Origin of the sequence: Gordonia sp. NPDC003585 (assembly GCF_040610755.1) — a bacterium.
Classification (GTDB): Bacteria; Actinomycetota; Actinomycetes; order Mycobacteriales; family Mycobacteriaceae; genus Gordonia.
Genome location: NZ_JBEXMX010000076.1, coordinates 1 through 26941, shown reverse-complemented (window position 1 = coordinate 26941; position 26941 = coordinate 1). Strand labels below are relative to the sequence as shown.

The window sequence follows — 26941 nt, the reverse complement described above, 5'->3', positions numbered from 1 at the left end:
CGGCGCTCGCGACCCCGCACAGTGGAGCGCCGACGACTGGGACGACGGTGGCCGGGGGTGGTTACGCATGCTGTGGGTGCGGTCGGAGCTGGCCATGTACAGCGGCGACGGGCAGACCGCAGTCGAGTTCGCCCAGGATGCGGTCGAGACCGTCGCAGGTGTCGATTCGGGGCCGACTACCCGCCACCGCATCAAGACAGACCTCATCGCCGCAGCAGCCCAGGCGTCGGTCGGAAACAGTACGGGCGCAGCCGAGGTGGCCCGAATCCTTGCCCGCCGGGCAGCCGACGAAGGACTGTTACCTCTGCAGTGGGCCGCGTCGTCGTTGCTCCAGGGTGTCGGCGCGGCGTCGACTACCGAGCGTGACCTGCACGTTCAACTCGAAACCACGCTCCGACGCAAGGGCATGCCGTTCACGTCGGCTAAGGATCGCTAAGGTAAACGAGGGCTTGCCGCGGGTCGATGGCGACTGTAGGTGTGCGGGGGGTCTTATCAGGACCGGTGAGTTCGGTCAACCGACATGTAACACGGGGATTCCTACTGACGATGAAGCTGACAGGTGGTGAGTTGGACGACGCTGTCCGTGCCGCAGGGCAAGGGGACAGGGTCGCGCTCACGTCAGTTCTCGAAAGTGTGCAGGATCCCATTCTGCGCTACTGCCGAGGGCGAATTGGAGTCGGAGAACGCCATTTGTTCTCCGCCGATGACATAGCGCAGGAGGCGTTGATGGCGGTGATGACCGCGTTGCCCAGGTACCAGGACCAGGGTAAGCCGTTCATGGCCTTCGTCTACGGCATCGCGTCGCACAAGGTGGCCGACGCACTGCGAGTGGCGGGGCGGGTGAAGGCCGATCCGGTTGATGCGGTGCCCGAGGTCACCAACGTCACCGGCGGGCCAGAACAGCTCGCACTCGACGCCGACGCCAGCAGACGGATGCGGGCACTGCTCGACATCCTCCCGGAGAAGCAGCGTGAAGTGCTGGTGCTGCGCTTGGTGGTCGGGATGTCCGCCGAGGAAACCGCAGCAGCGGTGGGAAGTACGCCCGGGGCGGTTCGGGTCGCCCAGCACCGGGCATTGGCAAAGCTGAAGAACGAGTTGAACAGGACAGGAGGGTCAAATGAACGACGCGCATGACTGGCGCCATCGCCGGGCGAACACCGGCAATGACCCCCTGCCCGACAATCACGGCGGCCCGACCGGGCCGGTCGACTGGCCCCGCGACGGGGCTGACGGCGAGCCGGTCGACATCTCGCAGGTCGCCTTCGACGACCAGTTCATCGACGCGTTGTCGCGCGACGTACCGGTGGAGACCCGTGACGACGAGGAGTACCAACTCGCCGCGCTGCTGTCGGACTGGCGCCACGGGATCGTGGACCAGCCGGCACCGGAGTTGCCGACAGTCGACGAGGTCGAACGCGCCATCGCCGCCACCGAGCGTGCGAGTCGGGGTAAGCGGATGGTCCGCCATCTCCGCGTGATCTCGGGTGCTGCCGCGATCGTCATCGTGGCTGCCGCAGGTCTCACCGTGCTGTCGGAGGGTTCGCAGCCCGGAGATCCGTTGTGGCCGGTCAAGAAGGTCGTATTTGCACAGGCCGCATCCGAGACCCAAGCCGCTCATGACGTGCGGTCGAATCTCGAGCAGGCCGAAGCGGCGATGGCCATCGGCGACACTTCGGCCGCGGCGAGCTATATCGCCAAGGCGGAGAGCCAGATGGGGCCGATGCGTAAGGGCGACACGCGAGATCAGATGAACGATTGGATCTCCCGTTTGCGTGCGGGCACTGCGAAATCCGCGAGCCCGACCGGCAGTCCGTCGACGACCGGCCCGGGCTCGGTGACCACGTCACCGGGTGATGACTCGGCCACGGTCGATCCGCGTACGCGGACCGGAACCGACGCCCGAACGACTCCTCCGGAATCGACCAATCCGCGCACCGACACCACGACACCGGGGACGACGCCGCCGACAACACCGCGCGGCGACACACCGACCACGACCAACCCGCCCGGACCCGGACCGTCCAACCCGCCGGGACCCGGACCGACGAATCCACCGGAAACGACGCGACCGACGGTCGTCCCGACCACGACCTTCACGACGGCGGTGCCGCTACCACCGCCGTCGTCGACGTTGCAGAGCACGCCGGCCGATGTCCCCGACGAGCCGGTTCCGACGATCACGACGACCACCACCACGGCGGTTCCGTCGCGCTGAGGCTTCTTCCGCCGGCTGAGGGTAGCTCCGGAAGCGCAGGGGCTTCTTCGGGTCAGCGATCCTCGTCGAGGTGATTGCGCGCGTCCGCATACCCGCGGCAGTAGTCCCACGTCACGTAGGCGTCGGGGCGTGGGTCGACGGCGGGCTCGTGTGGACGGACCGTGCCGTCGATCAGGAGCTGAAGAAGGTTGGCGCGCAGCATGTCCCAGTCGTGGTAGTGGTCCTCGTGGCAGTCGTCACAGACCACCACCAGGCCACGGACCCCGCGATGGGCCAGGAGTGCTTCGTAGACGGCGAGATCGGCGAGGTCCTCTTCGACAGCGAGTCGCTCGCTCTCGTCGAGCGGGATGCCCGGCTCCACAGAGTCGAGAGCCGAGGCGGGATCGCTCGGATCGTCGGCAAACGGGTCCGGCGGAAGGCCGGGTGGAAGGTGGTCGCGCACACAACCACCGTAGCCGATGGTGCGGCACGCGCGCCGTATCCCTACACACCACCTGTCTGCGTCGGGCGAACGCTTCCGCGAGCACCGCACCGGGGTGGGCAATACCGATTGGCCAGAGTCGATACCATGGACAGATGACGCATGTTCGTACCGGTGGAGACGATCCCGGCAAGGTCGCGATGCTCGGCCTGACCTTCGATGACGTCCTGTTGCTGCCCTCGGCCTCCGACGTGATCCCGAGCGAGGTGGACACCTCCTCGCGAGTGACCAAGAACATCTCCCTCCGTGTGCCGCTGGTGAGTTCGGCGATGGACACCGTGACCGAGGCGCGGATGGCAATCGCCATGGCCCGCGCGGGCGGTATGGGTGTCCTGCATCGCAATCTGTCGATCGAGGATCAGGCCGGCCAGGTGGAGACGGTGAAGCGGTCGGAGGCCGGGATGGTCACCGACCCGGTCACCTGCTCGCCGACCAACACGCTCGCCGAGGTCGACTCGATGTGTGCGCGGTATCGCATCTCCGGCCTGCCGGTGGTGGACGATCGCGGTGAGCTGGTGGGCATCATCACCAACCGCGACATGCGCTTCGAGGTCGATCAGGATCGTCCGGTTTCCGAAGTGATGACCAAGGCGCCGCTCATCACCGCGCACGAGGGTGTTTCGGCGGAAGCCGCGTTGGGTCTCCTGCGGCGCAACAAGGTGGAGAAGCTGCCGATCGTCGACGGCAACGGCCGGCTGACCGGTCTCATCACCGTCAAGGATTTCGTGAAGACCGAACAGCATCCGCTGGCCACCAAGGACGCCGACGGTCGACTGCTGGTCGGCGCCGCCGTGGGTACCGGCGATCCGCAGTGGGAGCGGGCCATGGCACTGGCCGACGCGGGTGCCGACGTCATCATCGTCGACACCGCACACGCCCACAACCGCCTCGTGCTCGACATGGTCGCCAAACTCAAGGCCGAGGTCGGTGACCGCGTCGACGTCGTGGGCGGCAATGTCGCGACCCGCGAGGCCGCACAGGCTCTCATCGATGCCGGTGCCGACGCGGTGAAAGTTGGTGTCGGACCGGGCTCCATCTGCACCACCCGCGTGGTCGCTGGTGTCGGTGCACCACAGATCACCGCGATCCTCGAAGCCGTCACGGTGTGCAAGCAGGCCGACGTCCCGGTCATCGCCGACGGCGGTCTGCAGTACTCGGGCGACATCGCCAAGGCGCTCGCCGCCGGCGCGTCGACCGCCATGCTCGGCTCGCTGCTGGCCGGTACCGCCGAGGCTCCGGGCGATCTGATCCTGGTGAACGGCAAGCAGTTCAAGAGTTACCGCGGCATGGGTTCGCTGGGTGCGATGCAGGGACGCGGGCAGGGCAAGTCGTATTCGAAGGACCGCTACTTCCAGGACGACGTCCTCAAGGAAGAGAAGCTGGTGCCCGAAGGCATTGAGGGCCGGGTGCCGTTCCGTGGCCCGCTCACGCAGGTCATCCATCAGCTCGTCGGTGGGCTGCGGGCGGCGATGGGATACACCGGGTCGACGTCGATCACCGATCTCCAGCAGGCGCGCTTCGTGCAGATCACCGCGGCCGGCCTCAAGGAGTCGCATCCGCACGACATCACATTGACCGCAGAGGCACCCAACTACTATTCCCGCTGAGTGAAGCGGACAGCAGAAAGGCGCACCGGTGCGTGATCTCGTCGAATTCGGTATGGGCAGAACCGCCCGACGGACCTACGAGCTGGATGACATCAGCATCGTGCCGTCACGGCGAACCCGATCGTCCAAGGATGTGTCGACGGCATGGCAGATCGATGCCTACCGGTTCGAGGCGCCTATCCTGAGCCATCCCACCGACGCGCTCGTCTCCCCGCAGATGGCCGTGGAGCTGGGCAAGCTCGGTGCCCTCGGCGTCATCAACGGCGAGGGTCTGTGGGCTCGGCATCGCGACGTCGACGCCAAGATCGCCGAACTGGTCAAGATCGCGGCCGAGGACCCGGATCCCTATGCGGCCGTGCGGCATCTGCAGAAGTTGCATGCAGCGCCACTGGACAGTGGACTGCTCGCCGAGGCGGTGTCGCAGGTCCGTGAGGCCGGTGTGACCACGGCGGTGCGGGTCAGTCCGCAACATGCGCCCGAGCTGACGCCCGCGTTGTTGGCTGCGGGCGTGGAGATCCTCGTCGTGCACGGCACCATCATCTCGGCCGAGCATGTGGCGCAGGTGGATTCGGAGGGCGCGACGCGAGAACCGTTGAACCTCAAGACCTTCATCGCCGACCTCGACATCCCGGTGATCGCGGGCGGCGTCCACGATCACCGCACCGCATTGCATCTGATGCGGACCGGCGCGGCAGGCGTGATCGTCGGCTACGGTTCGGCCACCGGCGCGACCACGACCGGTGAGGTTCTCGGAATCGGAGTACCCATGGCCACAGCGATCGCCGACGCCGCCGCGGCCCGCCGGGACTACCTCGACGAGACCGGCGGCAGGTACGTCCATGTGATCGCCGACGGCGACATTCACACCTCCGGTGACCTGATCAAGGCGATCGCGTGCGGAGCGGACGCCGCAGTGCTGGGGACGCCGCTGGCCGCGAGTGCGTCGGCCCCTGGTCGTGGCTGGTACTGGCCGTCGGCGGCAGCGCATCCGGATACCCCGCGTGGTGCTTTGCTCCAGGTGGCGATCGATGAGGATCGGCCCACGCTCGACCGGGTGCTCACCGGTCCATCCGACGACCCGTTCGGAGAGTTGAACCTGGTGGGCGCGCTGCGACGGGCCATGGCCAAGGCCGGATACTGCGATCTCAAGGAGTTCCAGAAGGTGGGCCTCTCGGTCCACCGGTGACCCGCGTCACGCTATGTGACAATGTGCGTTAGTATGGTTGCTCATGGCAGCCCCATGTGATTTCGACGTGCTCATCATCGGTTCCGGATTCGGCGGGAGCGTGAGTGCGCTGCGCCTGGTGGAAAAGGGATACCGGGTCGGTGTCATCGAGGCCGGTCGGCGCTTTGAGGACGAGGAATTCGCGAAGACCAGCTGGCGCCTGCACAAGTGGCTGTGGGCGCCGAAGCTGGGCCTCTACGGCATTCAGCGGATACATGCGCTGAAGGACGTCATGATCATGGCGGGTGCGGGCGTAGGTGGCGGGTCGCTCAACTACGCGAACACCCTGTACAAGCCGCCGACCCCGTTCTTCACCGATCCGCAGTGGAACCACATCACCGATTGGGAGGACGAGCTCACTCCCTACTACGACCAGGCACGACGCATGCTGGGTGTGGTGACCAATCCGACCTTCACCGAGTCCGATCGGGTGATGAAAGAGGTCGCCACGGAGATGGGTGTCGCCGACACCTTCACCTCGACGCCGGTCGGCGTGTTCTTCGGTGCCAAGACCGGCCTCGACGGCGAGCCGGGCGAGACCGTGGCCGATCCGTACTTCGGCGGTGTGGGACCGGCGCGCACGGCCTGCACCGAATGCGGCGCGTGCATGACAGGGTGTCGGGTCGGCGCCAAGAACACCCTGATGAAGAACTACCTGGGACTCGCCGAACGTCGTGGGGCCACCATCATCGCGCGCACCACCGTCGACTCGCTCGAGCAGAAGACCGACGGCACATGGTCGGTGGGCACGCACGGGTCGTCGTCATGGGGTCCGCTGGGTCGTCGGGCCCGCGTCTACACCGCGGGGCAGGTGATCGTCGCGGCCGGCACCTTCAATACGCAGCGATTGATGCATCACGCGAAACATACGACGCTGCCGGGGATCTCGGACGCGATGGGCGAGCTGACGAGGACCAACTCGGAGTCGATCCTTGGTGCGATGGCCGGGAAATTCGATCCCGCACACGACTATTCGCGCGGCGTGGCGATCACGTCGTCCTTCCATCCGGAATCCAACACCCACATCGAGCCGGTGCGTTATGGCAAGGGCTCCAACGCGATCGCTTACCTACAGACGGCGCTGACCGACGGCGGATCCCCGGCGAACCGGTTCGGGCAGTTCCTCCGGCAGGTCATCCGGAATCCGTTCTTGCTGGTGCGACTCCTGGTGGTACGCAAGTGGAGCCAACGCACGGTGATCGCACTGGTCATGCAGAACAACAACAACTCGCTGACCACCTTCGTGCGCAAGCGTGGACCGTTGCGCTACATCACGTCCAAGCAAGGCATCGGCGAACCCAATCCGACCTGGATCCCCAAGGGCAACGAGGCCACTCGACGGATCGCGGGCAAGCTGCCGAACGGACTCGCCGGCGGCACGTGGGGAGACATCGTGAACATGCCGCTCACCGCGCACTACCTCGGCGGCTGCGCCATCTCCGACGACCCGAAAGCCGGTGTCATCGACCCGTATCACCGCGTGTGGAACTATCCGACCCTGCACGTCACCGACGGCGCGTCGATCTCGGCGAACCTCGGTGTCAACCCGTCCCTGACGATCTGCGCGCAGGCCGAGCGTGCGATGGCGTTGTGGCCCAACAAGGGCGAGAATGACCAGCGTCCCGCACAGGGCCGTCCGTACGAGCGGATCAGTCCATGCGCTCCCACGGCGCCGGTGGTGCCGGAATCCGCGCCCGGAGCGCTGCGCTTGCCGATTACTCCGGTCGAGCGGATCGTGCACACCAGCTGATCGCATGACCCGCGATTCTGATCCGAAGAGGTCGGTGACTAGCGCTCTGAACTGCGCGTAAGCGTCCACCACCCCACCGCTCTGAGGTGCCCGAGGCGCCGGCCGAGGGATGCCTCGAAGGGCAGGCGAACGGGCCACGTCAGCGAGGCGCCGGACCACTGAAAGTAGGGGAAGGTTCTTCCCCTACTTTCTGCCCCTGCTTGTTGAGTCGTCCGCGAGAAAATTCGCGGGGAGGACTCCAGGGGTAGGGGACGAGTTTCTTCCCCTATTTTTCGTGGATCATCGTTGCCGCGCCGCGCTCCACGGCCCTCTTCCCGCCTCCACGATCGCCGCCGCAGGCGGCGGGTGGGTCGCTGACTCGAGGAACTCGGTGACCGACCCGCTGACCCGTACGTTCCGCTCCCTGAGGTGCTCGAGGCGCTAGCCGAGAGCCTCGAAGGGCATGGCGAGACAGGGTAATTCGGCGACCAAGCAGCAGCGGTCACCAGGCCTTCGAGGCTCTTCGACTTCGAGACGCTCCCATGCTCGTACCTCGCACGGGGCTCCTCAGCCCGGCGGCTAGCGCTCGTCGCACCTCAGGCAGCGGAGGGAACTCAGTCGGCGGACGATGTGCGGTCAGCCGGTGTGGGGCAGCATGTTCCCTCGGCCAATCAGTCCAAACCGCGTGCGGTGAGCGTGTCGGCGAACCCCTCGGCGGTTCGCAACGCCGCGATCACGATGGGTGCGAACAGGATTCGTGCACCCGGTCGTAGGCCGCGCGCCTGCCGTGCTTCGTCCACCTCGCGGATGATCTCGACCATCATCGGGATGGCCCGGATCGTCAGTGCCAGGGCCATCGCGATGTGGTCGACCGGAACCCCGATGCGGCGCATCGGTTTCAGCACGGCGACGATGGTGTCGAGCATGTCTGTCGTGCGGGTGGTCAACGTGACCACCGCTGCCAACGCCACCGACAAGACCAAAACTCCGCAGACCACTACCGCCCGTTGCCAATCGGTGAACACCCACTGGAAGGCGAAGATGAACAGCGTGATCCACAGCATCGGTCGGAGCTGACGCCACGCGGTGACGGGTCCGAGACCGGCCAACGCGTACACCATGGCCACCGCGACTGCAGCGATCCCCAACGCCGCGGGGGAGCGTACCCACACCGACATCGCGACGATCCCCGCGCCCAGCCCGACCAACTTCACGCCCGGCGGAAGACGATGCAGCAGGGTGTTTCCCGGGCGGTAGACGCCCAACGCGCTCACGACATCATCCGGCGGTAAGCGGCGATCGCGGCGGCGGGCACATCGTCGGCCACCACCCGGCCGTCGTCGAGCACGATGACCCGGTCGAAGTCGTCGACGAGGTCGAGGTCGTGGGTCACCACGATCAGTCGTTCGTCGAGCGTGGTGAACACCTCACGCAACATCCGGCTGTTGCGCAGGTCGAGCAGCGTCGTCGGTTCGTCGGCGACGATGATGCGGGGTTCGGTCACGAAGATCGACGCCAGCGCGAGGAGTTGCTTCTGTCCTCCGGACAACCGTGCGGCCGGATGGTCGGCGTGATCGGCCAGTCCGAAACGGTCGAGGACGGCGCGAGCCCGCTGTGTCCGTTCGGCTTTCGTGAGTTCGGTGCGCCGCAACGACAGTTCGATGTCCTCGATGACGGTCGGCATGATGATCTGCCGGTCGGGGTCGGAGAAGATGAATCCGACCTCGCGTCGGACGCGACGTTTGTGTTTGGCCGCGTCGATCCCGTTGACCGTGACCGTGCCGGTGTCGGGGGTGACGAGAGCGTTGATCATCCGGGCGAGCGTCGACTTGCCGCTGCCGTTGGCGCCGACCATCCCGATGCGTTGTTCGCCCAGCGTGAGTGAAACATCGCGCAGCACAACCCGGTCGTCGTAGGCGTGGGTGACGTCGGCGATCTCGATCATGTGCTGGTGATCAGGGTTCCGGTGGTGAGGGCTTGCGGAGCCGAATCGGTTCGATCAGGCCAGGCCACCCGCGGTGCACCTGGGCGGCCACGAGAGCGGTGATGACCGCCTTGATGACGTCGCCCGCCACATAGGGTCCGTTGGTGGTGATGGCCGCCCACCAGGTCAGGTATCCACGGATCACCAGCCAGGCCACACCGCACGCGTAGATCACCACCAGGCCACCGAGCAGGTTGATGAGAATGCCCCAGGTCACCCGATAGCGCGGTTTGCCGTCGCCCGACGGCGTCGACAGCATGACCGCGGTGAGCACGCCGATGACGATCACCCCGGGCAGGAAGCCCAGGAAGTAGCCGCCGCGGGCGGAGGCGAGCGACGCCTGACCATTGATGCCGCCGGCGAGAATCGGCAGTCCGGCGATCGCCAGCACCATGAAGATTCCCACCGCGAGGGTGCCCTTCTTCGGGCCGAGGATCGCACCGGCGAGCATCACGCCCATCGTCTGCAGCGTGATCGGCACACCGCCCGGCAGATTGATGGCACCCGGCAGTCCGAGCGCGGCGATCAGCGCCGCGAACACCGCTGCCTGCGTGATGTCGGTGACCGACAGGGACCAGGGATTGTGCCGTTTGTGCGGCTGGGTTCCGGAAGAAGCGTTGTCCATGACGATCTCGCAGTATTCCACCTCAAACCCGCGTCGCTGCGCTGGCCCGTCAATGAGATCTCCCGTCGAAACCCGCCGGGCACCCGCGCGCCCAGGCACTGACCGGTTCGCCACTACACTTTCTTCCGTGACGGATTCTGCTGCTCAGGGCTTCTTCGACGGATCGCGGTTCGACGGGCCGCGACCGGTTCTGGTCGTCGACTTCGGCGCGCAATACGCGCAGCTGATCGCACGACGGGTGCGGGAGGCCCGGATCTACTCCGAGGTCATCGCCCACGACGCCGGACTGGCCGACTTCACCGCCAAGGACCCGGTCGCGATCATCCTGTCGGGTGGTCCGGCGTCGGTGTATGCCGACAACGCACCGGGGCTCGACCCGCAGGTCTTCGAGCTCGGCATTCCGGTGTTCGGCATCTGCTACGGATTCCAGTCGATGGCGCGCCAGCTGGGGGGCGAGGTCGCCAACACCGGTGGTCGCGAGTTCGGCCGCACCACGCTCACCTTGAACGGGGAGGGCATTCTGCATCAGGGCCTGTCGGACACCCAGCCGGTGTGGATGAGCCACAACGACGCGGTGCAGGTCGCCCCCGAGGGATTCGTGGTGACCGGCTCGACGCCGGGCGCACCGGTCGCCGCCTTCGAATGCGTGGAACGTCGCATGGCGGGCGTCCAGTACCACCCCGAGGTGCTGCACACCCCGCACGGCCAGCAGATCCTCACCCGATTCCTCTACGAGATCGCCGGACTCGAGGCCACCTGGACCCCGGCCAACATCGCCGACACCCTTATCGACGCGGTGTCCGACCAGATCGGCGACGGCCTCGCCATCTGCGGACTTTCCGGTGGCGTGGATTCGGCGGTGGCCGCAGCCCTCGTACAGCGCGCCATCGGCGACCGGCTCACGTGTGTCTTCGTCGACCACGGACTCCTGCGAGCCGGTGAGCGCGAGCAGGTCCAGCACGACTTCGTCGGCGCCACAGGAGCCAAGCTGGTCACGGTCGACGCGGCAGAGACGTTCCTCGATGAACTCGCCGGCGTCAGCGACCCGGAGACCAAACGCAAGATCATCGGCCGCGAGTTCATCCGGTCCTTCGAGGGCGCGGTGAGCGAGGTTCTGGGCGATCACGCCGACGATGGCCAGAAGGTCGAGTTCCTCGTGCAGGGCACGCTGTACCCGGACGTCGTCGAGTCCGGTGGTGGCAGCGGTGCCGCGAACATCAAGAGCCACCACAACGTCGGCGGACTGCCGGAAGATCTCGAGTTCGACCTCGTCGAACCGCTTCGGCTGCTGTTCAAGGACGAGGTCCGCGCGGTGGGCCGTGAGCTGGGCCTACCCGAGGACATCGTTGCGCGGCAGCCGTTCCCCGGCCCGGGTCTGGCGATCCGCATCGTCGGCGAGGTCACCGCTGACCGGCTCGCCATGTTGCGCAAGGCCGACCTGATCGCCCGCGAAGAACTGACCGCAGCCGGCCTCGACACACAGATCTGGCAGTGTCCGGTGGTCCTGCTCGCCGACGTGCGGAGTGTGGGCGTCCAGGGCGACGGCCGCACCTACGGGCACCCGATCGTGCTGCGCCCGGTGTCGAGCGAGGACGCGATGACCGCCGACTGGACCCGGGTGCCCTACGAGGTGCTCGAAGTGATCTCCACCCGCATCACCAACGAGGTGCCCGACGTCAACCGCGTCGTCCTCGACGTCACGAGCAAACCCCCGGGCACCATCGAATGGGAGTGAGGGTTCTGCTCAACGCTGCGATCGCGCACCGGTGACGATCAGGAGCAACCCGACCACCAGCCCGACCCCGACAGCCAGCCAGCCGAGATTCGACGCGTCGGGGAAGGTCGGTCCGTCCGCGATGCCCCACACCGCGACGCCGAGCGCGAGCAGTCCGAAGAGCACCAGCCCTGGCGAACGGTGCCGCTCGATGGCCGACGTCTGATCTGTGTCACTCATCGCACAACCTCCACTTTGCCCATACCGCTGTGGGCGTCGATCGTGAGTACCGGACCGGCGGTGCCGTCACCGCCGCCGTCCAGGCCTTCCGGACAGTGATAGTCGCCGAGTCCGGTGCTGCATTCCGCGCGAACGTTCATGTCGGGGCCCACCTTCACGGTGATCTCGCCCATGCCGCTGCGCAGTTCGACGCGCCGGTCGGAGGTCAGTTCGACCTCGCGCAAGTCCAGCACCATGGCGCCCATGCCGAGCGTGTATTCGGGCTTGATGTCGTTCTCCGTCAACGGTTTCCAATCGCGGTCGCCCACGCCGCCCTCCGGGAAGCCAGAGAACCCGGCGGCGGCTGTTGTGACGACCGTGGCGACGCCGAGGATGATCGCGATCGGTACGAGTCCGGTGCTGTGTCGTCCGGAACTGCGACGTCGAAGACCCGCGTAGATCAGACCGGCACCGACGACGGCCAGCGCGAGGGACAGCACACGTCCGGGGGTGAACCAGTCGATGCCCGCCTGATGGGCGGCGGTCCCGGCTGCCCCCACGATGACTGCGATGCCCAACACGACGAGGGTGAGCGGTGAACGGCGGTCGCGGGGAGGCTCGTAGACCGGCGTCGCCGGCTCGGGAAGATCCCACGCGAAGCTGGCGGCGCCCAACGGATCCCAGGCCGGGGGTGTGGTTGTCGTCGGTTCGAGGACGGCGGTCGGGTTGTCGGTGGTGTCGCTCCGCGGGGCAGGCGTGGGCGGGTGCTCTCCGGGGTTCATCATGGCGCGTGGTATCCATCTCTCGAAGTGGTCGGAAGCACCGAAGTTGGGTGCGGCGGTGTTGGCAGGGGAAGTGAGGGCGCCGGGTTGGGTGTCGACCGACGTTCCCGGCGGCGGGGTGGGAGTGCGGAGGTACAGCAGCCACCAGCCGACGAGCATCAGGATGGCGCCGACCAGGCCACCCGAACCCCAGGTCCGGTTGGGGCCGAAGGACGTGATGACCACGATGGCCAGTACGGCGAACAAGATGAATCGCGGGCCGTGCAGCTTGATCCGCGTCGACGGCCGACGACCCCGCGCGGCAGCCGCGCGCGCCTTGGCCGCACCCGGCATGGCGATCCACGCGGCCAGATACAGCAGCAGTCCGCTGCCGCCGAAGAACGCGGCGACCACAAACGCCACCTTGACCAGCGTCGGGTCCACCCGATAGCGCGCTGCGATGCCGCTGCACACACCCGCGATCGTGCGCGGGTCGTCGGGCCGCACCGGACGCGTCGCCCACAGGTCGGTGACCTGCTGCTGGAGATCCTTGGTGTCCATGATGACCATCGTGGGCCGTGGGAGCCTCCCGATGCATCGGGTATGACCCTGAGTTCTGCCCGGAATCCCGGGATCGGATCCGGGATCGACCCTGATGTCGAACCGGTGCCCGCGTGCCAGTATCGGAAGGGTGAGTGACGTGGAGGTCGACGCTGCGCCGAGACTGGTGCGACGCGACGGTGGGCGGGTGATCGCCGGTGTTGCCGGTGGCATCGCCGACCATCTCGGCGTGGACGCCTTCCGCGTCCGCATCGTGTTCGTGGTGCTGGCGGCACTCGCGGGCGCAGGTGTGGTCGCCTATGGACTGCTCTGGTTCTTCTGCCCGCCCGGCGACGACACGACGCCACCGCCGCCGGGGGTGCGCCGACAGTCGCTTGGCCTGGCGTTGATCGGCCTGGTGGCCATGGCGGTGGTGGGGTTCGCCGCGTCGGGCACCCCGGCCGCCTACTTGGTTCCGTTCGTGTTCATCGCGATCGGCGCCAGCCTGGTATGGCGCGAATTCGACACCTCCCGAACCGCGCCACGCACACCGATACTCACCTGGACCCGGTTGATCGGCGGTGTGGTCCTGGTCATCGGTGGTCTTGTGGTGGTGGTCCTGGCGGGCAACCGCAGCTTCGGTGGGCTCAACACAACGATCCTCGCGGTGGTGGCCACCCTCATCGGTGTGGTGCTGTTGACGGTCCCGCTGTGGATGCGGATGTGGCGCGCGCTCAACGAGGAGCGCGCCGCGCGCATTCGCAACGCCGAGCGTGAGGAGATCGCCTCGCATCTGCACGACTCCGTGCTGCAGACGTTGGCGCTCATCCAGAAGCAGGCCGGCAAGCCGGAGGCGGTCGCCCGTCTGGCGCGCAGCCAGGAAAGAGAGCTGCGTGCATGGCTTTTCGGTGATCCTGCCCATCGCAACGATTCGCTGGCCGCCGCACTGCGCGGAGTCGGCGCGGAGGTGGAGGACGCCTACGGGATCGAGGTCGAGGTGGTGACGGTCGGCGATCTGCGTCCGGAGGAGACCGCCGACGCCAAGCGGTGGGCAGCGTTGGTCGGGGCGACGCGGGAGGCACTGGTCAACGCGGCCAAGCACTCTGGGGAGCGGACGGTCGACGTGTACTGCGAGATCACCGAACCCGAGGTGGAGGTCTTCATCCGCGACCGTGGCGCTGGTTTCGACCCCGACGCGGTCGCCGACGACCGGCAGGGCATCGCGCGGTCGATCCGCGCTCGCATCGAACGCGCCGAGGGAACTGTGCGCATCGATTCGACGCCCGGCCGGGGTACCAACGTGCGGCTGGTGGTGCCACGCCTCGACGCGGGCGTCGAACACGAGAAAGATACGGGTGGACAACCGGATCAGGAGGACGGGCACACACGATGAGCGACGTGGCTGGACAAGTGGAATCCCAAGATCGAGTGTGCGGTGTCTACCTGGTCGACGACCACGCCGTGTTCCGGTCCGGGGTGCGTGCCGAACTGGCGGGTGAGTCGGGTCTGCGGGTGGTCGGGGAAGCGGGCACGGTCGCCGAGGCCGTCGCCGGGATCGCCGCGACGACACCGGATGTGGTGCTCCTCGATGTGCACATGCCGTCCGGCGGCGGTGTCGCCGTGCTGCGCTCCGTCGTCGACGCGATGGGTTCCGACGCCCCGGTCTTCTTGGCACTCAGCGTGTCCGACGCAGCCGAGGATGTGATCGCGACAATCCGTGCGGGCGCCCGCGGCTACGTGACCAAGACGATCAGCGGTGCGGAACTGGCCGACGCGGTACGCCGGGTGGCCGACGGCGACGCGGTCTTCAGTCCGCGTCTCGCCGGCTTCGTGCTGGATTCGTTCACCGGTAAGTCGAGTGCGCCTGAACCGCCGCTGGATCCGGAGTTGGATTCGCTGACCCGACGCGAACTCGAGGTGCTGCGGCTCCTTGCGCGTGGCTATACGTATCGGGAGATCGCCGAAGAGCTGTTCATTTCGATCAAGACGGTGGAAACCCACGCCTCCAACGTGTTACGCAAGACGCAGCAATCCAACCGCAACGCGCTGACCCGCTGGGCGGCGACGAGGCACATCGGCTGAACAGGTCGTCTGCGAGCTCAGCGCACTATGGCGATGATGAGTACCGCCGCGATGGCGAGGAGCACGAAGAAGCCGAAGATGGCGGCCGCGAGTGGCCCGCTCGACGACGACTTCCGAGGTGGCACAGGCGCATACACGCCCGGGTACGACGGTGGTGGCGCCGGCGGATAGGCCCCGCTGGGTGGCAGTGGCGGAGTGTGCGGTGACACGCCGCCGGAAGGTGCAGGCGTCGACATCGTCTGCGCGTAGGCTGCAGCATTGCGCACCGGGGTATTGTGGACCGGTGCGTGTGAGCCGGTGGGTGTGCGGGGTGGCATGGTGCTCGGCGGCAGGGTGTTCGAGGACTGCGCCCAGATCGGAACGCCGCCACCTGGTTTCGCGAGCTTTCCGGTCAGCACCTGCTGCGTGGTCCGGTGGTTGCCGGCGGCCACTCCGGCGAGCAGGTCGCGTGCCTGTTCCATCGTCGGTCGCCGGGTGGGGCTCGGTTCGAGCAGTCTGAGCAGAACCGGCTGCAGCGCACCGGCTTTGGTCATGGGATTAATTCTGGCCCGGGCCACGCGGTGCAGGAGTACCAGCGAGTTCTCGTCGATACCGAACGGCGGCTGCCCCTCGATCATCGTGTACACGGTGGCTCCGAGCGAGTACACGTCCGACGGCTCGCCGGGTTCGGTACCGCGTGCGACCTCCGGGGCGAAGTAGGCCGGCGTGCCGGTGATGACGCCCGCCTGGGTGAGGGTCACGTCGTCCTTGGCGCGGGAGATGCCGAAGTCGGTGATCTTGACCAGTCCGGCGTTGCGTGCGCCGGTGGCGATGAGGATGTTGCCGGGCTTGATGTCGCGGTGCACGATCCCCGCGGCGTGCGCCTCGGCCATCGCGTCGGCCACCTGGGCGCCGATCTGCGCGGCCTCCTGTACATCCAGAGTGGTTGTGGCATGCAGGATCTGGGCGACACTGCGCGATGGGAGGTACTCCATCACCAGCCACGGTTCACCACGGTCGAGGGCGACGTCGTGCATCGCGATGGCGTTGCGGTGGGAGAGCTTCGCGGCGATGCGGCCTTCGCGCATCGCGCGCTGACGGATGTTGTCGGCCGACTCCTCGGTGAGCCCCTCGGTGGAGACGACCTGCTTGACCGCGACCTCGCGGTCGAGGAGCTGGTCGCGCGCCAGCCATACCGTGCCCATTCCGCCGCCGCCGATGCGCGACAGCAGGCGATATCGTCCGGCCACCAGGTACTGCGGACCTGGCATGCGACGATTGGTGGACTCGGTGGACATAGGGCGATGATAGCGGCCGGGCCGGGCGCGCATGCCCTGGCCGGTGCGTCGCACTTGACAGCGATATCGCACGTATGTTCGACTCGCGTTATGCGATGGTCGGATCAGTCGGTCGACGCCGACGACGGCGCATTTCCCGGGTTTGCCCGATCGGGTCTTGTCCGCTCGGTGCAGACACCGGAATTCGAGGGCATCACCTTCCACGAGGTGCTCGCCAAGAGCGCGCTCAATCGTGTTCCGGAGGCGTCGCATCTGCCATTTCACTTCACCGTGAACACTTTTCGGGGTTGTACGCACGCGTGTCGCTACTGCTTCGCGCGACCGACCCATGAGTATCTCGATCTGGATGCCGGTCGAGACTTCGACAGCCAGGTGGTGGTGAAACTGAACGTCGCAGCGGTGCTGCGGCGGGAGTTGCGCCGTCGGTCGTGGACGCGGGAGGTGGTGGCGCTCGGCACCAACACCGACCCCTACCAGCGGGCCGAGGGGCGCTACCGTTTGATGCCCGGGGTGATCACGGCGCTCGCGGAGTCGCGCACCCCGTTCTCGATCCTCACCAAGGGCACCTTGCTGCGCCGCGATCTGCCACTGCTGCGGCAAGCTGCCGGGCAGGTGTCGGTGAGCATCGGCATTTCGCTGGCATTCTTCGACGCCGACCTGCAGAAGCAGATCGAGCCGGGAACGCCGTCGCCCGCGGCGCGGCTCGCCCTCATCCGCGAGGTTGCCGACGCCGGATTCGCCCCGCACGTGATGGTCGCCCCGGTCATCCCGTATCTGACCGATTCGTCGTCGCATCTGGACGAGTTGCTGGGGGCGATCGGTGCGGCGGGAGCGTCCGGGGTGACGGCGTTCCCCATGCATCTGCGCGGCGCGACCAAGCCGTGGTTTCTCGAATGGCTGGCGGCCGAGCATCCGGCGCTGGTCCGCCGATACCGCGGACTGTACGGCCGTGGTGCCTACGTCACGCCGGAGTATTCGTCGTGGTTGCGTGAGCGGATGCGTCCGCTGGTGGTTCGGCACAGTCTGGCCGGTTCCGGCGGCATGCGCGGCGACGCGGCCGACGACGCCGATGCCACTCCGGTGGCGAGGCCCGAGTTGCAGCAGGCTCTGACGCTGTTCTGACGGCTGCGGTTGACGGTTGTCGGTGGCCGGTTCTACGATCGAATTATCGAAAACACGTTCGAGTGATCGATGGCGCGCACCTTCCCGGCTCGCTTGAGTACCACGCTGGATCTGGAGGGTGCAATGGATATGTCGTCGGTGTCGGATCGCTGCCGTCTCAACCGCTGTCTGAGGTGCGAGGAGCACAAGCGACGAGCCTCGAAGACCCGTCCTGCAGAAAGTAGGGGAAGAAACTCTTCCCCTAGCCTTGGCTTCCTCCCCGAGGATTTTCTCGGGGAAGTCACGAGAACTAGGGGAGGAGTTTCTTCCCCTAGTTTCGGCAGAAGAGCATCGCGGCTGAGGCTCCCGGGTTGCCCAGGCAAGCAACCACTTTCGGCGCGCAACAGTGGTCCGTGGGCGCACGCCGTTGCGGAAATCTGTACGCTCCAACCCGCTCAAGTGGACTATGCAGTTGGCCGGGCTGACACGTACAGCTTTCCGCGGCAGGGTGTTTCGCGAAAGAGTGGCCGACGGAATGTCTTGCTTGCGAACCCGGTCACTCCTGTGCAGAAACTAGGGGAAGAAACTCTTCCCCTAGCCTTGGCTTCTTCCCCGGGAATTTTTTCGGGGAAGACACGAGAACCAGGGGACGAAGATTCTTCCCCTACTTTCAGTACGCGGTTGCTCGGCTACTCGACGATGTCGGTCACTGAACTCAAAGGTGCGGCGCAGTGATGAGTGGTACGCCGATTGCGGAGCTCCGCAAACGGATGGCGGCGATGTCCGGCCAACCGGATCAGCATGCGGTGGACGTCGCCGACCCGGTGGAGGGTGCGTTGCCGATGCCCTCGCCGTTGTCGGAAGTTCTGCCGCACAAAGGAATTGCCCGCGGAACGGTCGCCTGTCTGGATGGGATGAACTCGGTGTTGATCGCGGTGATCGCCGAGGTGACCCGCGCCGGTGGTCAGGTGGGGATCGTGGGGCTGCCCCGGCTGGGTCTGTTGTCCGCGGCGGAGATGGGCGCGGATCTGTCGAGAATCGCAACGGTGCCGTTGCCCGGCGCCGACCCCGTCGAGGTGGCGGCGGTTCTGCTCGACGGCATGGACCTGGTGGTGCTGGGCGCCGGTGGTCTCGATGTCGCGCCGTCGCGCAGTCGGGTGGTGATGGGCCGGGCGCGTAAACAGTCGTCGGTTCTGCTCGTGGTGGGTGGTAGGTGGCCGGGTGCGCAGACCCACATCGACACGGAGGTCCTCACCTATCGGCACAGCCCGGGTCTCGCCGACCCTGCCGATATCCGGTGCGGTTTCGGAAGAATCGGTGGGATGCGTTTGCGGATAACGGTTTCCGGACGTTCGCGTCGTCCGGAAACGGTGCTGGCTGATCTGGTGGCACGCCCACAGGGGGTGGAGATGGTGCAGGCCACCACGACACAACACGAACTGGCGGTGGCGAACTGATGCGGGTGCTGGCGCTGTGGTGTCCGGACTGGCCGGCGACGGCTGCTGCGGCCGAGGTCGATCTGCCACCGCAACACCCCATCGCGGTGTTGTCGGCCAACCGCGTGGTCGCCTGTTCGGCATCGGCCCGGACGATGGGCGTGCGTCGTGGCATGCGGAAACGACAGGCGCAGTCCGCATGTCCGGAGATGACGCTGGTGGCCGCGGACGAGAACCGGGACGGGCGGTTCTTCGAACCGGTCGCTGCGGTGGTGGCCGAGATCGTGCCCACCCTGGAAGTGCTGCGCCCGGGGCTCCTGGTGGTGCCCGGTGATCGCGCTGTCCGCTACTTCGGCGGTGAAGGGACCATGGCCGAGGAGGTGGTCGACGCGGTGTCGGCCTGCGGGGTCGAATCCCAGGTCGGTATCGCCGACGAACTGTTCACCGCGGTACTCGCGGCTCGGCGCGGACAGCAAGTCGAGCCGGGCGGGGACGGCCACTACCTCGCGAAGCTGCCCGTCGCGGATCTGGCAGTGGAGCCCAGCCTGAGCGATCCGACCCGGACCGAACTGGTGGATTTGTTGCGGCGCTTGGGAGTATCCACCATCGGTGCGTTTGCCGCGTTGTCGGCCACCGACGTCGCATCACGCTTCTCCGCGGATGCGGTGGTTGCGCACCGGCTGGCCAATGCGCAACCGGGACGGGTGCCGTCGGGTCGCCGGGAATCGCTCGACGTGATCATCGAGCATGCCTGTGACCCGCCCGTCGACCGGGTCGATGCCGCGGCCTTCCTCGGTCGGCACCTGGCCGAGAAGTTGCATCGCCGTCTGCTCGATGCGTCGGTGGCCTGTACTCGACTGGCCATTGAGGCGACAACTGAACGTGGACAGCGGCATTCGCGAACCTGGCGATGTGCGCAGCCGTTGACTCCGGATGCGACCGCGGATCGTATCCGATGGCAGTTGGAAGGCTGGCTGACCGGTGGTCGTGGTCGGAGCGCGGCCGACCGGCCTGATTCGCCGATCGCCGCTCTGCGGCTGGAACCGGTGGAACTCGTGGATGCCGGTGCCCTCCAATATGATCTCGGTGGCGGTGACGCGGAGGCCGACGAACGGGCCCGCCGAACCCTGGTGCGCATTCAGGGCATCCTCGGTGGTGATGCGGTCAAGGTTCCGGTGCTCAGCGGGGGCAGGGGACCGGCGGAACGGATCACCATGGTGACCCTGGGAGATGAGCGGGTGCCGAGCCGGGATCCGAACGCGCCGTGGCCTGGTCGGCTCCCGCAACCCGCCCCCGCGGTTCTGGCGGAGACCGAGATTCTCGTGCTGGATGCTGTCGGACAACCGGTTTCGGTGACCGGACGGGGAGCATTCACCGCGGAGCCGGCCACGGTGCGGCTCGTTCGGATCGGCCGGCATCCGGCCGGCCGCGGCGCAGCCTGGGAACTGTGCTGGTGGGCCGGCCCATGGCCGAGCGGAACCGACGAGGCCGGCATCACCGCCCGTGCTCAGGTCCTGCTCGACGATTCCCGGGCGCTGTTGCTCTGCTACCGTTCCGGCGGCTGGGTCGTCGAGGGGGTCTACGAGTAGCCCGCGGTCAGGTGGGTCAACTCCGCGACTTGCCCAGTGCGGCATCGGATTCGCCGAACATCAGATACTCCTGATGCAGAACACGCGTCGTCAGTGCGGGTGTCAGGCGCCGTCCGATCTCGGCGATGGTGCCGAGCGTCGAGTTGATGTGTTGGGGTCGTCGGAGGATGCCGTCGAGTACCCGGCTCGCGGCCTTGTCGACGTTCCAGGTGCCCGGCTGATTGTCGTAGGCTTCGGTCGGCGCGATCATCCGGGTTTGCACCAGCGGCAGCCGCACATTGGTGAAGCTCACGTGATCGGACAGGGTTTCGGTCCCGGTGACATCGCTGAACGCCTCCAGCGCAGCCTTTGACGCGGCGTACGCACCGAAGCGGGGCCCGCGAGACTGCACGGCAATCGACGTCACATTGACGATGTGCCCGGACTGCCGCGCGACCATGTGCGGCAGCAATTCCAGGATCAGGTTCACCGCACCGAAGTAGTTCACGGCCATCACGCGTTGGTAGTCGTGCAGCCGGTCCACCGAGTTCAGCGTTGCCCGGCGAATCGAACGGCCCGCGTTGTTCACCAGCACGTCGACGTGATCATGTTCGGCGAGAATCGTTTTGACGAGCGCGTTGACTGCCTCGGAGTCGGTGATGTCGCATTGGTAGGCCACCACCCGGCCCGGTGGAATACCCTTCTTGCTCGCGGTGGCGTTGAGTTCGGCGACCGCGGAATCGAGTTCGTCGGCGCCGCGGGCGACGATGAACACATTGGCCCCACGTGCGACGCACATCCGTGCGGTGGACTTGCCGATGCCGGTGGAGCCGCCGGTGATGAGCACGTTCTTGCCCACAAGTGGTCCGCGCGGGTCGGTGCGGCGGTTGCGGCGCGGGTCGAGGTTCTTGGCCCAGTAGCGCCACAATCGCGGGCCGTAGTCGTCGAGGTCGGGCTGGCAGATGCCGTGCTCGTGCAGGACCGACGCGGTGTGCTCGGATCTAAAGTCGACGGGCAACGACATCGTGTCGAGAATCGCGGGCGGAATGCTCTGCTGGGCGGCCACCAGGTCACGTCCCACTCGCAGCGGACCGACGCCCGACAGCGCGATCGCGGGTTCGACGAAGCGATTCGGGATGACGTTGAATCCCTTGGGCGCGTTCAATCCTGGCGCGATCGCGTTGTACATGTCGGTGATGGTGCGACGCTGCGGATCGCTGAGATGGAAGACGAGTCCACTCCGATCCGGTTCGACGTCGAGGAGCGCCACGATCGCGTTCACGACGTAGTCGACCGGCACCATGTTGATCATGCCCAGGTCCGGCATCGGGAGTCGCAGCGCCGACGGCAGTCGGCCGAGCAGCGCGAGTTGGCCGAAGAAGTAGTACGGCCCGTCGATCTTGTCCATCTCGCCGGTCCGGGAGTCCCCGACCACCACCGACGGGCGAAACACGCGCCAGCGCAGACCTTCTCGTTCCCGGATGACGCGTTCGGCCTCGAACTTGGTGCGGTGATAGGGCGACGGGAATCCTTGGCAGGTGTCGAAGTCGTCCTCGGTGTAGACCCCGCGGTGATCTCCGGCGACGGCGATCGACGAAATGTGATGGCACAAAGCGTCATGTGCGACAGCGAAGTCCGCGACACGCGACGTGCCCTCCACGTTGGCGGCATGCTGGGAGTCGGCGTCGGCTGCCATGTCGTAGATAGCGCCCAGATGCACGACGTGGTCGATGTCGGTGATGCTCGTCGCATCGATTCCGAGGCCGGGGGCGGTGAGATCGCCGACCACGAGTGTGACGCGGTCGGAGCCGGGCAGGTCGGCGAGCATCTCGGTGAATCGCGACTGCGATGCCTCACGAACCAGTGCGTGGATGGTGGCGGTGCTGTCGACGGTCAGTATGCGCTCGATGACGCGGCGGCCGATGAATCCGCTGCCACCGGTGATGAAGTAGTTCGGCATGTGGGGTGTCCATCTCTGTCGAAGCTGGATCTGTCTGTCACTCAGGGTGACACTTACATTGGCCGATGGCAATGTGCCGAAATCATCGACTCTGCCATCAGTCGAGTTATGCTCAAGTCATGTGACTCACGGTCGGGGAGTGGTCGCGAACCCACAGTACGTCGTTCATCGATAAGGGGGTCAGTGATGCGTGGTCGGCGCCAGCCACAGGCCCACGGTTGCGTCGACGAGGGTTTCGCAATGGTGCGACCAGGCACCGGCTCGTCGGCCGGACGTGATGTCGGGGTCGTCGAGGGAGCGCTCGAATTCGGCAAGCGTGTAGACCGTCATGTGCTGGCTCATCGTGATGCGTGCGCTGAGAATGGTGTCCGACAGGGTGGGCAGCGCAGCGAAGAACCCCTGCAGCGCGTCGGTCAGGGCGGTCGACTCGTCGACGGAGGCGTACAGCAGTGGCGTGGTGGCCGGGTTGGCGTCGACGTGCGCGCAGAAGCGAGCGTAATGCGACGGTTCGCCGAGATTGCCGAGGTACTCCATCTCCGGGCGGACCAGGCACCGAATCCAATCGCGAATGGAGGGTCGCGCGGGCAGTCGGTCGAGTTCGCGGAGCCGGCACTCTTCGATCTTCGAGTTGTGATTCCGCAGAATCGCGCTGATCAGGCCAGTTCGGTCGCCGAAATGGTGGCCGACGGCGTAGTTGTTCCGCTGGCCCGCAGCCTTGCTGATCTGCCTGCTGGATACCGCGTCGATGCCGTGCAGTGCGTAGAGACGCTCGGCAGTCGTCCGCAGGAGCGCACGGGTGGCCGCTGTCTGCTCGCTCCGCGTTGCCACCACAAATCACATGATGCCTCATGTTTGGCCGCCGCCTCGTGTGACATGCGCCCGACCTCGCAGGAAGGTACGCCGTGAAACGCAGCCTGGATGACCTGGAGATGCTGGTACGGCACAGCGTCTCGCAGGTGCTCTCCATCCCGCCGAGTGCCTTCGATCCCGCCACGGCGCTCGCCGATTGCGGTCTGGATTCGATCGGGATGCTGGACCTGATCGTTCAGCTGGAAGAGGATCTCGGGATCCGGCTGAGGTATCGCGATCGGAACCTACTGCAGACCGTCAATGGGATCGTCGAGCACATCAGGGCGTCTGAGCAGGCCCTCGTCGTGCGATTCGACTCGCTGATTCGGCATCGCCTCTAAGGCGTGTCTCCCTTGCAATCCTAAGTCACTTGACTTATGGATTGGGACGTATCACTATCAAGTGGCGCCGATCACCACGTGGGGGGTGATCGGCCTTCATCACGTCTTACGGGTGGGGTTGATGGGTGAATTGCGCGTCGTGACTCCGAGAACGGCACTGCGTTCAGGTTTCGCTGGTGATGGGTGCCAACCAGATGCCGACGAGCGCGTCGACGAAGATATCCACCTGCTCACGAACCTCCAGTGGGGAACCAGCGGTGTCGTTGAGCGTGCGTTCGACGTCGGCGAGCGAGTGCAGCAGCAGGTGCCGGGTGAACGCGCTCCGTGCGTCGAGCACGTCGGTGGGCATCATCGGCAACACGCGGTACAGGCCGGCCACCGTCTCGGCGAGAGGCTTCGAGTCGACGACACCCGCGTGCAGGACGAGTTCGGAGACAGTCGGGTCGGTCGTCACCTGCACGCAGAAGCGCGCGAAATGGCAGGGCACGCCGAGCGCGTACAGGTACTCGACGTGGGGGGCGACCATGCATCGCAGCCAGTCGCGCAGATCGCTGATGTAGCCGAGCGAAGTGAGTGCGGCGCTGCGATATTCGTCGAGTCGCCGATTGTGCATAGTGAGGATTTCCCGGATCAGCTCCACGTGGCTGCCGAAGTGGATGCCGACCGCATAGTTGTTGCCGAGCCCGGCCTCTTTGCTGATCTGGCGATTCGACACCGCGGAGATGCCGTGCTCGGCGTACAGCCGCTCCGCCGCGCACAGCAGGCGCGCTCGTGTTTCGCCCTGGCCGCCGGCCTCGGTCTGCTCATCCGACACAGGGTTCGATGATGCCTCATTTCGTTCGTCCCACAGTCAAGACCACGAAAGGTGGTTTCGGTGCGTAGAAGTTCTTCGGTTCGGACGCGGTGGCGCGCAGGGGTCGTCGCTGTTGCGGCCGGTGTCGTGGTGGTCGCCTCGGGGCTGGGCCCGGCGCGGGTGTCGACCATCGCGTCGGCGGTGCCCACGTGTGCCGGTACACACTTCGTTGCGTCCTGGGCGATGAGCCCGACCGACTCGGTGACGCCGGTCGACGCGTCGGCCGGACCGGTGCCGATGGTGGTGAGCAATCAGACGTTCCGCATGATCGTGACTCCACACCTCGGCGGCGAGGTGCTGCGGGTGCGATTGACCAACCGTTTCGGGTCGTCGCCGATCACGTTCGGTCGGACGACCGTCGCGACCCAACTCCGCGGTGCGCGCGTGAGCACGCCGGTGGCCGTCCACTTCGGCGGCAAGAACTCGGTGACCGTTCCCGCGGGTGCAGATGTGGTCAGTGACCCCGTGGTATTCAGGGTGCGCGCGTTTGTGCCGCTGGCCGTGAGTATTCACGTACCGGGCACGATGGGCCCGCCGACCAAGCATTGGAACGCCAACGCGACGTCGTTCTACACCGGTGCCGGTGCAGGTGATGCGACCGGCCGAACGAGTGCGGCCGGCTACACGTCGACCACCAAGTCGTGGTTCTATGTCAACGCGCTCGATGTGCGAGCTCCGGCGTCAACGAGATCTATTGTGGCCTTTGGGAATTCGATTACCGACGGATTCGTGGGTGCCACCCCGCTGTCGGTGCCCGCCGATCCCAACGCGGCGGACCGGCAGGGGCGCTACCCGGATGGCCTCCAGCGTCGGCTGATCGGGGCGAGCATCCCGATCTCGGTGGTCAACGCGGGCATCGGCAGCAATCGTCTCCTCACGAGTGGCGAACCGCTGCTGCTGGGGTCGCGCGGGTTGTCGAGATTCCGGCGTGACGCTCTCGAACAGAGCGGCGTCGCCGGCGTGCTGCTACTCGAAGGCATCAACGATGTGGGCTTGCCACCGTTCGCGAATGCCGATGGCATGATCGCCGGCTACCGCGACGCGATCGGCCAGGCGCATCGTGCCGGCGTGAAGATCTGGCTGGGCACCATCAAACCCGCCTCGAACGCGCTGGTCGACGGGGTGCTGCTCAATCCGCAGAGTGAACACCATCGGCAGCAGATCAATGCCTGGATCCGTGGGCAGCGATCGGCCGACGGTGTGGTCGACTTCGACGCGGCGACGCGAGATCCGGCGAATCCTTCGGTGCTGCGGCGTGAGTTCGCGAGTCCCGACAACCTGCACCCGAGCCTGGCGGGCTATCGGGCGATGGCCCACGCGGTCGATCTGCCGATGCTCGCCACCGCGTCGTCGCCGCGCTGCTGAAGGAAGTGTCATGGTCACTCCCAAGGTGTCTCGTCCGCCGCTGGTCGACGACATGCTGCGATTCGCGTTGCATTGGCTGCCGTACGGCGGCGGTAGCGCCGGCGACATCCTGGTGGAGTTCGGCATCTCCGAATGCGAGTTCTTCCGTCGCGTGTTGCGTGTGGTGCGCGAATCGGAGCCGCCGCCGGCGTGCAGTGTGGCCACCTGGCGGCAACTGGGACTGTTGTGCGTGGCGAGAATCGGTCGGGAGCACGACTAGGACCCCATCGTCTATCGAAAATATGTTCGATACACTGGTTGGGTGGGCTGGGATCAAGGTCCTCCGACCTGGTCGGAGATGGAACGGGTACTGTCGGGGCGCGCTCGCGGGCATGGGCGTCCGGGGGAGGCGTTCGGCCCCGGTGACAACTCCGGCGACGGTAACGACAGTCCGGCGTGGTCGCGCAAACGTGGGAAATACCAGCCCGACCCGGTGGCCCGCATCGCATCGTCGGTGCCGTATGCCGAGTTGCATGCGCATAGTGCCTACAGCTTTCTCGATGGCGCGTCGATGCCGGAGGAGATGGTCACCGAGGCGCAGCGGCTGGATCTGCGTGCCCTGTCCATCACCGACCACGACGGCTTCTACGGACTCGTCCGCTTTGCCGAGGCAGCAAGGGAATTCGGGATGCCGACGGTGTTCGGCTCCGAATTGTCGCTGGAACCCGACGTCGCCCGGACCGGGCACAACGACCCGCCCGGCGAGCATCTGCTGGTGCTCGCCCGCGACAGCGAGGGATACCGCCGATTGTCGAGGACGATCGCGGCCGCGCACATGGTCGCGGGGGAGAAGGGGTTGCTTCGGTACAACCGCGACGCACTGCCCGCTGCGGCCGGTGGTCACTGGCTGATCCTCAGCGGCTGTCGCAAGGGCGCGGTGCGCCGTGCTCTCGACCGGGGCGGTGCGTCGGCGGCCGAGGCTGCGCTGGGCGATCTGGTGCAACGCTTCGGACGCGATGACGTGGCCGTG

At 66.5% G+C, this 26941-nt stretch carries 25 protein-coding genes and 1 pseudogene; 16 read left to right on the top strand and 10 right to left on the bottom strand.

Features of this window, described 5'->3' with window-relative positions:
* The 3 genes and pseudogenes from ABZW74_RS18945 to ABZW74_RS18935 all read left to right on the top strand — a co-directional run.
* Positions 1 to 436 (top strand): annotated as a pseudogene (locus ABZW74_RS18945) (hypothetical protein); the annotation flags it as partial.
* Between the two features lie 110 nt (positions 437 to 546).
* Positions 547 to 1134, top strand: a complete 588-nt coding sequence (locus ABZW74_RS18940; RefSeq protein WP_240856662.1) for a sigma-70 family RNA polymerase sigma factor — start codon at positions 547 to 549, stop codon at positions 1132 to 1134.
* A complete protein-coding gene (locus ABZW74_RS18935) occupies positions 1118 to 2215 on the top strand; it encodes an anti-sigma-D factor RsdA (protein WP_355278393.1) in 1098 nt (365 codons plus the stop codon). The genes ABZW74_RS18940 and ABZW74_RS18935 overlap by 17 nt, the downstream gene beginning before the upstream one ends.
* Before the next feature lie 52 nt (positions 2216 to 2267).
* On the opposite strand, the gene ABZW74_RS18930 is transcribed toward ABZW74_RS18935, so the two are convergent.
* A complete protein-coding gene (locus ABZW74_RS18930; RefSeq protein WP_240856664.1) occupies positions 2268 to 2657 on the bottom strand; it encodes a DUF5319 domain-containing protein in 390 nt (129 codons plus the stop codon).
* A gap of 134 nt (positions 2658 to 2791) precedes the next feature.
* On the opposite strand from ABZW74_RS18930, the gene guaB reads away from it, so the two are divergent.
* From guaB to ABZW74_RS18915, 3 genes are read left to right on the top strand one after another with little or no spacing between them, the layout of a single operon-like run.
* Positions 2792 to 4303, top strand: a complete 1512-nt coding sequence (gene guaB / locus ABZW74_RS18925; RefSeq protein ID WP_240856665.1) for an IMP dehydrogenase — start codon at positions 2792 to 2794, stop codon at positions 4301 to 4303.
* Positions 4304 to 4331: 28 nt separating this feature from the next.
* Complete coding sequence (locus tag ABZW74_RS18920) at positions 4332 to 5489, top strand: GuaB3 family IMP dehydrogenase-related protein (RefSeq protein WP_240856666.1); 1158 nt, start codon at positions 4332 to 4334, stop codon at positions 5487 to 5489.
* Positions 5490 to 5532: 43 nt separating this feature from the next.
* Positions 5533 to 7278, top strand: coding sequence for a GMC family oxidoreductase (locus ABZW74_RS18915; RefSeq protein ID WP_240856667.1), 1746 nt, complete (start codon positions 5533 to 5535; stop codon positions 7276 to 7278).
* Positions 7279 to 7928: 650 nt separating this feature from the next.
* Here ABZW74_RS18915 and ABZW74_RS18910 read toward each other — a convergent pair.
* From ABZW74_RS18910 to ABZW74_RS18900, 3 genes are read right to left on the bottom strand one after another with little or no spacing between them, the layout of a single operon-like run.
* A complete protein-coding gene (locus ABZW74_RS18910; protein ID WP_355278388.1) occupies positions 7929 to 8531 on the bottom strand; it encodes an energy-coupling factor transporter transmembrane protein EcfT in 603 nt (200 codons plus the stop codon).
* Positions 8528 to 9202: an ABC transporter ATP-binding protein gene (locus ABZW74_RS18905; RefSeq protein ID WP_240856669.1), complete on the bottom strand. Its 675-nt coding sequence runs from the start codon at positions 9200 to 9202 to the stop codon at positions 8528 to 8530. The genes ABZW74_RS18910 and ABZW74_RS18905 overlap by 4 nt, the downstream gene beginning before the upstream one ends.
* A 10-nt stretch (positions 9203 to 9212) precedes the next feature.
* Positions 9213 to 9866, bottom strand: coding sequence for a biotin transporter BioY (locus ABZW74_RS18900; RefSeq protein ID WP_240856670.1), 654 nt, complete (start codon positions 9864 to 9866; stop codon positions 9213 to 9215).
* Between the two features lie 127 nt (positions 9867 to 9993).
* Between ABZW74_RS18900 and guaA the strand changes: the two genes are divergently transcribed.
* Positions 9994 to 11601, top strand: coding sequence for a glutamine-hydrolyzing GMP synthase (guaA, locus tag ABZW74_RS18895; RefSeq protein WP_355278384.1), 1608 nt, complete (start codon positions 9994 to 9996; stop codon positions 11599 to 11601).
* 9 nt (positions 11602 to 11610) lie between these two features.
* Here guaA and ABZW74_RS18890 read toward each other — a convergent pair whose 3' ends face one another.
* Positions 11611 to 11820: a hypothetical protein gene (locus ABZW74_RS18890; protein WP_240856672.1), complete on the bottom strand. Its 210-nt coding sequence runs from the start codon at positions 11818 to 11820 to the stop codon at positions 11611 to 11613.
* The gene (locus tag ABZW74_RS18885; RefSeq protein WP_355278382.1) at positions 11817 to 13130 is read right to left on the bottom strand and encodes a PspC domain-containing protein; all 1314 of its coding nucleotides are present in this window, start codon (positions 13128 to 13130) and stop codon (positions 11817 to 11819) included. Before ABZW74_RS18885 ends, ABZW74_RS18890 begins: the two co-directional genes overlap by 4 nt.
* A gap of 130 nt (positions 13131 to 13260) precedes the next feature.
* Here ABZW74_RS18885 and ABZW74_RS18880 point away from each other — a divergent pair, with 130 nt between their 5' ends.
* Together ABZW74_RS18880 and ABZW74_RS18875 are read left to right on the top strand one after the other, a co-directional pair.
* On the top strand, positions 13261 to 14493 hold the full coding sequence (locus tag ABZW74_RS18880) for an ATP-binding protein (protein ID WP_240856715.1): 1233 nt from the start codon (positions 13261 to 13263) through the stop codon (positions 14491 to 14493).
* On the top strand, positions 14490 to 15182 hold the full coding sequence (locus ABZW74_RS18875) for a response regulator transcription factor (protein WP_276614650.1): 693 nt from the start codon (positions 14490 to 14492) through the stop codon (positions 15180 to 15182). The genes ABZW74_RS18880 and ABZW74_RS18875 overlap by 4 nt, the downstream gene beginning before the upstream one ends.
* Before the next feature lie 17 nt (positions 15183 to 15199).
* Here the strand turns inward: ABZW74_RS18875 and ABZW74_RS18870 are convergent, their stop codons facing one another.
* Complete coding sequence (locus tag ABZW74_RS18870; protein WP_240856674.1) at positions 15200 to 16459, bottom strand: serine/threonine-protein kinase; 1260 nt, start codon at positions 16457 to 16459, stop codon at positions 15200 to 15202.
* Between the two features lie 90 nt (positions 16460 to 16549).
* Between ABZW74_RS18870 and ABZW74_RS18865 the strand changes: the two genes are divergently transcribed.
* The 3 genes from ABZW74_RS18865 to ABZW74_RS18855 all read left to right on the top strand — a co-directional run bounded on the left by ABZW74_RS18865 (position 16550) and on the right by ABZW74_RS18855 (position 20585).
* Positions 16550 to 17581 carry an Rv2578c family radical SAM protein gene (locus ABZW74_RS18865; protein WP_355278378.1) on the top strand — a complete coding sequence of 344 codons (1032 nt, stop codon included), beginning with the start codon at positions 16550 to 16552 and terminating at the stop codon, positions 17579 to 17581.
* 713 nt (positions 17582 to 18294) lie between these two features.
* Positions 18295 to 19017 carry a hypothetical protein gene (locus ABZW74_RS18860; protein WP_355278375.1) on the top strand — a complete coding sequence of 241 codons (723 nt, stop codon included), beginning with the start codon at positions 18295 to 18297 and terminating at the stop codon, positions 19015 to 19017.
* Positions 19017 to 20585, top strand: a complete 1569-nt coding sequence (locus tag ABZW74_RS18855; RefSeq protein ID WP_355278372.1) for a DNA polymerase Y family protein — start codon at positions 19017 to 19019, stop codon at positions 20583 to 20585. The genes ABZW74_RS18860 and ABZW74_RS18855 overlap by 1 nt, the downstream gene beginning before the upstream one ends.
* Before the next feature lie 16 nt (positions 20586 to 20601).
* Here ABZW74_RS18855 and ABZW74_RS18850 read toward each other — a convergent pair whose 3' ends face one another.
* Together ABZW74_RS18850 and ABZW74_RS18845 are read right to left on the bottom strand one after the other, a co-directional pair.
* Positions 20602 to 22524, bottom strand: coding sequence for an SDR family oxidoreductase (locus ABZW74_RS18850; protein ID WP_355278369.1), 1923 nt, complete (start codon positions 22522 to 22524; stop codon positions 20602 to 20604).
* 180 nt (positions 22525 to 22704) lie between these two features.
* On the bottom strand, positions 22705 to 23352 hold the full coding sequence (locus tag ABZW74_RS18845) for a TetR family transcriptional regulator (RefSeq protein WP_308221016.1): 648 nt from the start codon (positions 23350 to 23352) through the stop codon (positions 22705 to 22707).
* Between the two features lie 74 nt (positions 23353 to 23426).
* On the opposite strand from ABZW74_RS18845, the gene ABZW74_RS18840 reads away from it, so the two are divergent.
* Complete coding sequence (locus tag ABZW74_RS18840; RefSeq protein WP_355278366.1) at positions 23427 to 23714, top strand: acyl carrier protein; 288 nt, start codon at positions 23427 to 23429, stop codon at positions 23712 to 23714.
* A 163-nt stretch (positions 23715 to 23877) separates the two neighbouring features.
* Here ABZW74_RS18840 and ABZW74_RS18835 read toward each other — a convergent pair whose 3' ends face one another.
* Positions 23878 to 24528: a TetR family transcriptional regulator gene (locus tag ABZW74_RS18835; RefSeq protein ID WP_355278363.1), complete on the bottom strand. Its 651-nt coding sequence runs from the start codon at positions 24526 to 24528 to the stop codon at positions 23878 to 23880.
* A gap of 60 nt (positions 24529 to 24588) precedes the next feature.
* Between ABZW74_RS18835 and ABZW74_RS18830 the strand changes: the two genes are divergently transcribed.
* The 3 genes from ABZW74_RS18830 to ABZW74_RS18820 form a co-directional block, all read left to right on the top strand.
* Positions 24589 to 25932 carry a GDSL-type esterase/lipase family protein gene (locus ABZW74_RS18830; protein ID WP_355278360.1) on the top strand — a complete coding sequence of 448 codons (1344 nt, stop codon included), beginning with the start codon at positions 24589 to 24591 and terminating at the stop codon, positions 25930 to 25932.
* Positions 25933 to 25942: 10 nt separating this feature from the next.
* Positions 25943 to 26191, top strand: a complete 249-nt coding sequence (locus ABZW74_RS18825) for a hypothetical protein (RefSeq protein ID WP_355278357.1) — start codon at positions 25943 to 25945, stop codon at positions 26189 to 26191.
* Between the two features lie 42 nt (positions 26192 to 26233).
* A partial coding sequence (locus ABZW74_RS18820) for a PHP domain-containing protein (RefSeq protein ID WP_355278354.1) occupies positions 26234 to 26941 on the top strand: 708 nt, incomplete at its 3' end.

Bases quoted from the DNA above. Each gene is read 5' to 3' on its own strand.
- ABZW74_RS18935 (WP_355278393.1), top strand. From the start codon at position 1,118: ATGAACGACGCGCATGACTGGCGCCATCGCCGGGCGAACACCGGCAAT.
- ABZW74_RS18915 (WP_240856667.1), top strand. From the start codon at position 5,533: ATGGCAGCCCCATGTGATTTCGACGTGCTCATCATCGGTTCCGGATTC.
- ABZW74_RS18860 (WP_355278375.1), top strand. From the start codon at position 18,295: ATGAGTGGTACGCCGATTGCGGAGCTCCGCAAACGGATGGCGGCGATG.
- ABZW74_RS18850 (WP_355278369.1), bottom strand. From the start codon at position 22,524: ATGCCGAACTACTTCATCACCGGTGGCAGCGGATTCATCGGCCGCCGC.
- ABZW74_RS18940 (WP_240856662.1), top strand. From the start codon at position 547: ATGAAGCTGACAGGTGGTGAGTTGGACGACGCTGTCCGTGCCGCAGGG.
- ABZW74_RS18825 (WP_355278357.1), top strand. From the start codon at position 25,943: ATGGTCACTCCCAAGGTGTCTCGTCCGCCGCTGGTCGACGACATGCTG.
- ABZW74_RS18865 (WP_355278378.1), top strand. From the start codon at position 16,550: ATGCGATGGTCGGATCAGTCGGTCGACGCCGACGACGGCGCATTTCCC.
- guaB (WP_240856665.1), top strand. From the start codon at position 2,792: ATGACGCATGTTCGTACCGGTGGAGACGATCCCGGCAAGGTCGCGATG.
- ABZW74_RS18875 (WP_276614650.1), top strand. From the start codon at position 14,490: ATGAGCGACGTGGCTGGACAAGTGGAATCCCAAGATCGAGTGTGCGGT.
- ABZW74_RS18855 (WP_355278372.1), top strand. From the start codon at position 19,017: ATGCGGGTGCTGGCGCTGTGGTGTCCGGACTGGCCGGCGACGGCTGCT.
- ABZW74_RS18885 (WP_355278382.1), bottom strand. From the start codon at position 13,130: ATGGTCATCATGGACACCAAGGATCTCCAGCAGCAGGTCACCGACCTG.
- ABZW74_RS18905 (WP_240856669.1), bottom strand. From the start codon at position 9,202: ATGATCGAGATCGCCGACGTCACCCACGCCTACGACGACCGGGTTGTG.
- ABZW74_RS18900 (WP_240856670.1), bottom strand. From the start codon at position 9,866: ATGGACAACGCTTCTTCCGGAACCCAGCCGCACAAACGGCACAATCCC.
- ABZW74_RS18890 (WP_240856672.1), bottom strand. From the start codon at position 11,820: ATGAGTGACACAGATCAGACGTCGGCCATCGAGCGGCACCGTTCGCCA.
- ABZW74_RS18870 (WP_240856674.1), bottom strand. From the start codon at position 16,459: ATGTCCACCGAGTCCACCAATCGTCGCATGCCAGGTCCGCAGTACCTG.